At 71.3% G+C, this 7237-nt stretch carries 7 protein-coding genes; 1 reads left to right on the top strand and 6 read right to left on the bottom strand.

Features of this window, described 5'->3' with window-relative positions:
* Window positions 1-115: 115 nt before the first annotated feature.
* The 4 genes from I6A81_RS39635 to I6A81_RS39620 form a co-directional block, all read right to left on the bottom strand.
* A complete protein-coding gene (locus I6A81_RS39635; protein ID WP_203006707.1) occupies window positions 116-1411 on the bottom strand; it encodes an ABC transporter substrate-binding protein in 1296 nt (431 codons plus the stop codon).
* A 108-nt stretch (window positions 1412-1519) separates the two neighbouring features.
* On the bottom strand, window positions 1520-2371 hold the full coding sequence (locus tag I6A81_RS39630) for an SDR family NAD(P)-dependent oxidoreductase (protein ID WP_203006708.1): 852 nt from the start codon (window positions 2369-2371) through the stop codon (window positions 1520-1522).
* Window positions 2368-3390 (bottom strand): NAD(P)H-dependent amine dehydrogenase family protein, encoded by a 1023-nt coding sequence (locus tag I6A81_RS39625; protein WP_203006709.1) that lies wholly within the window; start codon window positions 3388-3390, stop codon window positions 2368-2370. The genes I6A81_RS39630 and I6A81_RS39625 overlap by 4 nt, the downstream gene beginning before the upstream one ends.
* Entirely contained in the window at window positions 3387-4256 is an 870-nt protein-coding gene (locus I6A81_RS39620) for an SDR family NAD(P)-dependent oxidoreductase (protein WP_203006710.1), read from the bottom strand. Before I6A81_RS39620 ends, I6A81_RS39625 begins: the two co-directional genes overlap by 4 nt.
* A gap of 60 nt (window positions 4257-4316) precedes the next feature.
* Here I6A81_RS39620 and I6A81_RS39615 point away from each other — a divergent pair, with 60 nt between their 5' ends.
* Entirely contained in the window at window positions 4317-5096 is a 780-nt protein-coding gene (locus tag I6A81_RS39615; RefSeq protein WP_203006711.1) for an SDR family oxidoreductase, read from the top strand.
* Window positions 5097-5099: 3 nt separating this feature from the next.
* Here the strand turns inward: I6A81_RS39615 and I6A81_RS39610 are convergent, their stop codons facing one another.
* Together I6A81_RS39610 and I6A81_RS39605 are read right to left on the bottom strand one after the other, a co-directional pair.
* Complete coding sequence (locus I6A81_RS39610) at window positions 5100-6290, bottom strand: cytochrome P450 (protein ID WP_203006712.1); 1191 nt, start codon at window positions 6288-6290, stop codon at window positions 5100-5102.
* A 142-nt stretch (window positions 6291-6432) separates the two neighbouring features.
* Window positions 6433-6963, bottom strand: a complete 531-nt coding sequence (locus I6A81_RS39605; RefSeq protein ID WP_203006713.1) for a cupin domain-containing protein — start codon at window positions 6961-6963, stop codon at window positions 6433-6435.
* Window positions 6964-7237 lie beyond the last annotated feature (274 nt).

Raw genomic sequence — 7237 nt, 5'->3', positions numbered from 1 at the left:
GTCCACGGGACCGGGCCCCGCCGCGGCCGGCGGCGCTCGCCGTGGCCAGCCACGGGTCGGTCGGACGCCGTTCGCCTGGCCGGGTCCCGCGGGACCCGGCCAGGCGAGATCGGTGTCAGTTTCCGCGCGGCGTCAGGCTGTCGATCGGCCGGTAGGGCAGCGTGGGCTGGCCCTTCGCGTCGAGCCTGGTCAGCAGGGTTCCCCTGGTGCAGACAGCCGGCGTCAGCCCGTAGGCCTGGCCGTTGCACTGGAACTTCAGACCGCCGCCGCCGGGAACCGCCATCTCCGGCATCGTCCGGATCTTTTCGGCGATCGTCGCGGACGTGATGTCGCCGGTGATGCCCTCGAGCGCGTTACGCATGGCAAGCATCGTCATGTACATCGTCGGGCCCATGGAGTTGCTCAGGTCGATCTTGCCGTCGGCATAGGTCTTGACGATGGCCTCCCACTGGCCGAGGCCCGGGTCCTTGGCGTCGCCCAGCGGGAGCGGGGACGACATGTAGACGCCCTCCAGGTAGTCACCGACCGCCGTCCTGGTGCTGTCGGTGACGCACCCGTTGAGCGTGCTGATGGGGCCGGTGAAGTTCACGTCGCGCAGGCCCTTGAGCGCCGCGATGCAGAAGCTGTCGTTGCCGACGATGTGCACCGAGGTCGGGCCGCCCGCGGCGATCTTGGCCATCTGCGGCGTCATGTCCGCCGTGCCCGGCGGGATGGCGACCTGCTCGACCTCCATCCCGAGGTCCGCGTACATCTGCTTGCCGACGGACTGCAGGAAGCTGGTCGCGGTGGGGACGTCGATGACGACGGCGGTGACCTTCTTGAGGTTGTTCTCCCGGGCCACGGTGATGGGCTGGTCGATGAAGGCGGCGATCTGGCTGACCATGACGAACGTGGATTCCCGGTCGAGCAGGGCGGCCGTCTCGGTGGTTCCGTAGACGAAGATCGGGATGCCGGCGTCGTGCAACGGCTGCCACGCGTCCCGCAGCGCGGTCGCCTCGCCGAGCACGACCACCTGGACGTCGGCCTGGATGAGCTTGCTCGCGCAGTCGGCCGCCAGCCCCGGGTCGGCGTGGCTCTCGCAGGAGACGAGGTCGATGGGACGGCCACCGAGGCCACCCCGGTACTCGTTCAGGAACTTCGTCAGGGCCTGGCCGGCGTCGACCTGGATCTTGTTGTCGATGGCCGCCGACTGGCCATCGCTGAGTAAGCCGACCTTGATGGGGGTGCCGCTGGCGGGCTGCCGGGGACCGAGCAGCGACGTGTCCGCGGCGCCGGTCGGCTCCGGGCTCGGCTCGTCACCGCCGCCACAGGCCGTGCCGACGAGTGCCAGAGCCGCGACGGCCGCCACGGCCGCCGTGCGTCGCCATCTGGGCCGGCGGCCCGAGACGCCCGGCCATGTGCGCAGATCCATGTTCTCTCCTTGCTGGGTTGAGAGCGGAAGCTGGGCGTTGTCGCCCAAAACAGCCATATATTTTGGTCGAGGTGTTCGAGGCCCGGTGGCGACCGTGAGCGCGGGTGGCTAGTCCCGCAGCAGCCTGCGGCGCAGGTCGCCGTCCTCCATGAACACCGGGATGTCGTCGGGACCCAGGTAGGACGGGCGGATCGTGGACCCGCCGTCGACCGTGAGGGCCTGGCCGGTGACGAAGCCCGCGAGGTCGCTGAGCAGGAACACCACGGCGCCGGCCAGTTCCTCCGGCGTCCCGCGGCGCCGCAGGGCCAGCACGGCGTCGCGGGACGCGTCGGCGTCGTCGTTGCCGCGGCTGTGCGGCGTGCGGATCGTGCCGGTGGCCACGGCGTTGACGCGGATGCCCCGCGGGCCCCACTCGGCGGCCGTCGTCCTCGTGAGCGAGATCAGCGCGGCCTTCGCCGCGCTGTACGCGAGGCTGAACGGCGCCGCGAAGAAGGCGGCGACCGACGCGATGTGCACGATGCTGCCGCCGTGGCCCGCCGCGGTCATGGCTCGGGCCGCGGCCTGGCTGGTCAGCAGCGCCGCGCGCAGGTTGAGGTCGAGGACCTCGTCGAGGTCGGCGACCGGGAACTCGTCGGCGCGCTGCCAGTGGCCTGGCCGCTGGCCGCCGACGACGTGGACCAGCCCGTCGACCGAGCCGAACGCCGCCACCGCGTCGGCGACGGCGGCGTCGACCGCGTCCTTGACGCGCACGTCCGCGACGATGCCCCGGAACGAGCCGCCCGCCCCCGCCCCGGCGACCGCCGCCCGCGCGGTCGCCAGGGCGGGCTCGTCGATGTCGAGGCCGACCACGTTCGCGCCGAGTTCGGCGGCCGCGGCGCACACCGCGGTGCCGATGCCGCCGCCGCCCGCGCCGGCGACGACGACGGTCCGGCCGTCGAGGCGCAGCCGGTCGCCGATCATGGCCGGAACTGGTGGGCGCCGCGGACCAGGGGCAGCTCCTGGAGGTTCACGATTCCCGGGGGAGCGGCGCACACCTGCGGGATGGCGTTGACCGCCGGCATGGCGGTGGTGACGGTTCCGTCGAGGTGGTCGCCCTGGGGTTCGAGGCGTACCCGGACCCCCGGGACGCCGTCGAGCTCGATCACATAGCCGTGGGTGACCGGCCAGTTCGGGGTCATGTCCTCGCCGAGCTTCCACACGAAGCTGCACTCGATCAGCGAGCGGCCGTCCCGGTCGCCCGAAACGGTTCCCTTGAAGCCGGCGATACGGCCCTTCTTCAGGGTCATGTAGCCGAAGTCGGTGTCCTGGTTGGCGGTGGCGAACTCGACCCGGAAGCCGACGTTGTCGATCTGCACGCCGAGCGCCTTGGCGAGGACCGGGATCTGGTCCTTGAACGAGCCGCAGGAGGCCTCGCAGGCCTCGCGGGCGGCCGGGTCGTCGGGGTCGAGGTCGAAGCCCTGGGCGCGGAACATCTGCTCGTTGGCGTAGCCGGAGATATCGAGCGATTCGAGGATCGAGAGGCGCTCGATGCGGCTGCACATGGCGCTCGCGGCGACGGCCACCATCGGCGCGTGGCCGGGGTAGACGCCCGACGCGTAGAGCGACGAGCCGCCGCGCAGGCAGGCGTCGCGCAGCCGGTGCGTGGCCTGCTCGCCGTAGCCGAACCCGGCCATCATGTACATCGTCGACACGACGTTGGCGCCGGACTCGAGAATCCGCTCGAGGTGGTCGAAGTTGGGCCGGTACGCCATGTACGAGACACAGTCGGGTTCGAGCGCCAGCAGCGCGTCGATGTCGTCGGTGGCGGTGACACCGATCGGTTCGATCCCGCACAGCTCGCCGACGTCGCGGCCGACCTTGTCGGCCGAGAAGGCGTAGCAGCCGACGAGGTCGAGCACCGGATGGCCGACCATGCCCCGCACGGCGGCGCTGCCCGTCTTGCCGGTCGTCCACTGGACGACCCGCAGGCGCCGGCTCACCGGGCGACCCGGTCGGGGCGGCGGGTGGAGGTCTCCTGCAACGCCCGCCACACCAGCGTCGCCTCGGCCCGGGGCAGCGCGAAGCACCGCTCGGACACGAACGCGTCGTCGGGGTGGGTGTAGGCCACCGGTCCCTGCCCGAGGCCCTCGTACGACGCGGTCGCGACCTCCTCCGGCGTGCTGGGCCGCATCAGCCGCGAGCGGGCCCGGTCGAGCGGGTCGTCCGTGTCGACGCGGCTACAAAGCTCGGGGTCCAGCGTCTCCTGGAAGGAGTTGTAGTTCGGCGACGAGGTGGCGCCGACGAACACGTTGACCGCGTCCACGCCCCGGTCGGCCAGCTCCGTCCACAGGGACTCGGTGAGGATCCACTGGAACCCCTTGCCGGCGTTGTAGGTGCTGAAGTTCACCGCGCCCTGGGTGCCGCCCATCGAACTGATCATCACGATGCCGCCGTGGCCGCGCTCGACCAGCCGGCGGCCGAAGTGGTGGCACAGGATGACCGGCGTGCGGCAGTTGACGTCGACGCTGAGCAGGTGCAGGTCGAGGTCGCCGTCGATGAAGCGGCTGTTCGGCCCGACCGCGGCGTTGTAGACGAACAGCCCGACGTCGAGATCCCTCGTCGCGTCGGCCACCACGTCACCGACGCCGGGCGACGCCAGGTCGGCCGCGATGGTCCGCGTCTGGACGCCGTGCCGGGCCGCGACCTCGGCCGCGGTCGCCTCGAGCTGTTCCTTGCCCCTGGCCAGCAGCACCACGTTCAGGCCGCGGCGCGCGGCCTCGTGCGACAGCGCGGCGCCGATCCCCATCGACGCGCCCGCTATCACGGCCCACGGCCCGTAACGGGCCTGGAACTCGTTCTCCACCATGAGGTGCTCCTCCCTGAAAGATCTATAGCTTTTACCACGTGTATACGTTATGAAGTTTGGATGTTCAATGATGGGAAGGTAGCGATCATCACCGGCATCGGGCCCGGCATGGGCCGCGCCATCGCGCTGGGCTTCACCCGCCGCGGCGTCGACGTCGTCCTGGCCGCCCGTCAGCGGGCCCGCCTCGAGGCGGTGGCCGACGAGGTGCGGGCGGCCGGGCGCGACCCGCTGGTGGTGCCGACCGACATCACCGACCGGGCCGCCTGCCGGGCGCTCGTGGACGCCGCCGTGGAACGGTTCGGCGGCGTCGACCTGCTGGTCCAGAACGCCCACCACGAGGGCGACTGGGCCCCGGTCGCCGACGCCGACCACGAGAGCTGGAAGACGGTCTTCGACGTCAACCTCTACGGCGCCCTGCACCTCGTCCAGGCCGCGCTCCCGGCGATCCGCGAGCGCGGCGGCGGGGCGGTCGTGCTGGTCAACAGCGGCGCGGTGCTGTCCAACCCGCGGGGCCTCGGCGCCTACACCGCCTCGAAGGCGGCGCTCGCCGCCGTCGCCCGCACGCTGGCGGTCGAGGTCGGGGAGTGGAACATCCGCGTCAACGGCGTGTTCCTCGGCGGCGTCCTGGGCGACAACATCCGCCGCGCCGCCGAGCACCAGTCGGCGGCCGAGGGCATCACCGTCGAGGAGTGGTTCGAGCGACGCAACGCCACCCTGCCGCTGCGGCACATGCCGACTCCCGAGGAGTGCGCCGGCGCCGTCCTGCTCCTGTGCTCCGACCTCGCGGCCGCCGTCACCGGCCAGCATCTGAGCGTCAACGGCGGCCAGTGGACGACCTGACCGTCACACGCGGATGGGCAGACGCAGTGGACCGCGGACGGTGCTGGTGTACAGCATCTCGGTGCCGGCGCGGTCCACGGTCCACTCCGGCCACCTCCGCAGCGTCTCCTCCAGACCGATCCGGCCCTCGCGCCGGGCCAGCGCCGCCCCCAGGCAGAAGTGGACGCCGTAGCCGAAGGTCATGTGCAGGTCGACCTTGCGGTGGATGTCGAGCACGTCGGGGTCCGGGTACTTGCGCTCGTCATGGCCGGCCGACCCGGTGATGAGGATGACGCGGGAACCCGCCGGGATCGTCTCGTCCCGAAGGGCGACGTCCCGCGTCGTCCATCGGGCGTTGACCGGCGACGGCGGCTCGAAACGCAGGATCTCCTCCACCGCGCCCGGGATCAGCGCGGGATCCCGCGCGAGCTCGGCCCGCTGGCCCGGGTACTGGTCGAGCACGCTGGCCGCCCAGCCGAGATGGCGGGCCACCGTCTCGCTACCGGCGCTGAACAGCAGGATCCCGAAACTGGCCAGCTCCTCGTCCGTGAGCCGGCGCGGCTCACCGGTCTGCTCGTCGGCGACCTCGGCATTCACCAGGTCGGTGAACACGTCATCACGGGGATTCGCGCGCCGGTCCGCGAAATGCGCGCCGAGCCGAAGGCCCAGCTCGGTCAGCGCGTTGAGTGACGTCTCGTTGTTCATGCCGACGCCTTCTTCCATGTGGAAGACGTTGTCGACGACGTGGCGCAGTTCCTCCCGCTCGCTGCGGGGCACCCCGAGCAGGATCGAGATGACCGTCGGCGGCAGGATCGCGGAGAAGTCCTGGACGTAGTCGAAACCGCCGGAGCCGACCCGGGCGTCGAGCAGCTCGCCGCAGATCTCGCGGATGCGCTCCTCCAGCATCGACACCCGGCGGACGGTGAAGGCGCGCGACACCAGCTTGCGCAGCGTCGTGTGCTTGGGCGGGTCGAGCCAGATGATCATCGCCGTGTCCTGAGGCTGCGGCGACATCGTCTCGAGGGTGGTGCCGTGGTTGGAGCTGAACGTCTCGGCGTCGCGGTGGGCCGCCTCGATGTCCTCGAAACGGGACAACGCGTAGAAGTCGAGGCGGTCGTTGCGGTACACCGGCGCCTCGTCCCGTAACCGCCGCCAGAGCGGGTACGGGTCGTCGCGCAGCTCGGGAGCGATCGGGTCCCAGTAGAGATCGGTCATGTGTGCCTCCGGCAGGTCTGGGGTCGGTGACCGGGTGACCTCGTTCGTGTCCGGCGGGCGAGCGGGCCGGACGGTCACAGGTCACCCCGGGCCGTTGTCGTCGCGAAATGTGCGGAGTCCTGGCGCCGGCTTCCGGCCGAGTTCACGCCTCCCGCGTGGCCCAACGGTCGCGGTTGGCCCGCACGGCCTCCACGACGCGTCCCCAGCCGGGGAGGCTCTCGGTGATCTGCATGTCGAAGGGGCTGCTGGTGCGGAACTCGAGGATCTCGACGCCGTCGGGACCGGCCGTGTAGGTGTAGGGGCGGTCGGCGGGCTGGAAGAAGCCGTCGCCCTCCGACAGCACCGTCCTGCCCATGCTCAGCTCGCCCCGCGTGACGTAGTACAGGCAGTCGGCGCTGTGGGAGTGGCGCGGAAGCACGTAGCCCGGGCCGAACCGCGACCACACCAGGCTGATCCCGCCGGCCTCGGGGTCGCCGAACAGCACCTTGACGACCTGGCCGCCGCCGGACACCCACTCCATGAACTGCTCGGGCGCCTGCGGGGTCATGACCGGCATCGACATCATCCCGGTCTCGTGCAGCAGCGGCGCCTCCGCCAGCCGGAAGGTCTCGCGCCGGTGCGGCGGCTGCGCCGCCACCTGGGTGGCCGTCTCGTGGGTGGTCGTCTCGCTCATGTTCGTACCTGCCTCCGACTCGGTCCCGGGCTGCCGCCAGCCGCCAGCCGTGAGAGTTTCCTGATGCTGAGGTCCGGTTCTCCGCGACGCGTGAGCCATCGCCATGCCGGCCCGCCGCCGGCGGCGACGAGCAACGAATAGATATAGATGTTTCTACTCGCCTGGGCGGGCGCCGCCAAGGCCCGCCGCGGTCCGCGCCGCCGGGCCCCGGGGCCCGGGGCGGTGTGTTATTAACAAAAGACGCTGCCGCCGCCGCCGTACGGGTAGATATCGG

The organism is Frankia nepalensis (assembly GCF_016786325.1).
GTDB classification, from domain to species: domain Bacteria; phylum Actinomycetota; class Actinomycetes; order Frankiales; family Frankiaceae; genus Pseudofrankia; species Pseudofrankia nepalensis.
Note: the sequence above shows the minus strand (reverse complement) of the source record. Positions and strands in the feature narration are given on the sequence as shown.

Excerpts from the sequence above, each read along its gene's own strand:
- I6A81_RS39635 (WP_203006707.1), bottom strand. The coding sequence starts at position 1,411 with ATGGATCTGCGCACATGGCCGGGCGTCTCGGGCCGCCGGCCCAGATGG.
- I6A81_RS39630 (WP_203006708.1), bottom strand. The coding sequence starts at position 2,371 with ATGATCGGCGACCGGCTGCGCCTCGACGGCCGGACCGTCGTCGTCGCC.
- I6A81_RS39620 (WP_203006710.1), bottom strand. The coding sequence starts at position 4,256 with ATGGTGGAGAACGAGTTCCAGGCCCGTTACGGGCCGTGGGCCGTGATA.
- I6A81_RS39615 (WP_203006711.1), top strand. The coding sequence starts at position 4,317 with ATGTTCAATGATGGGAAGGTAGCGATCATCACCGGCATCGGGCCCGGC.
- I6A81_RS39610 (WP_203006712.1), bottom strand. The coding sequence starts at position 6,290 with ATGACCGATCTCTACTGGGACCCGATCGCTCCCGAGCTGCGCGACGAC.
- I6A81_RS39605 (WP_203006713.1), bottom strand. The coding sequence starts at position 6,963 with ATGAGCGAGACGACCACCCACGAGACGGCCACCCAGGTGGCGGCGCAG.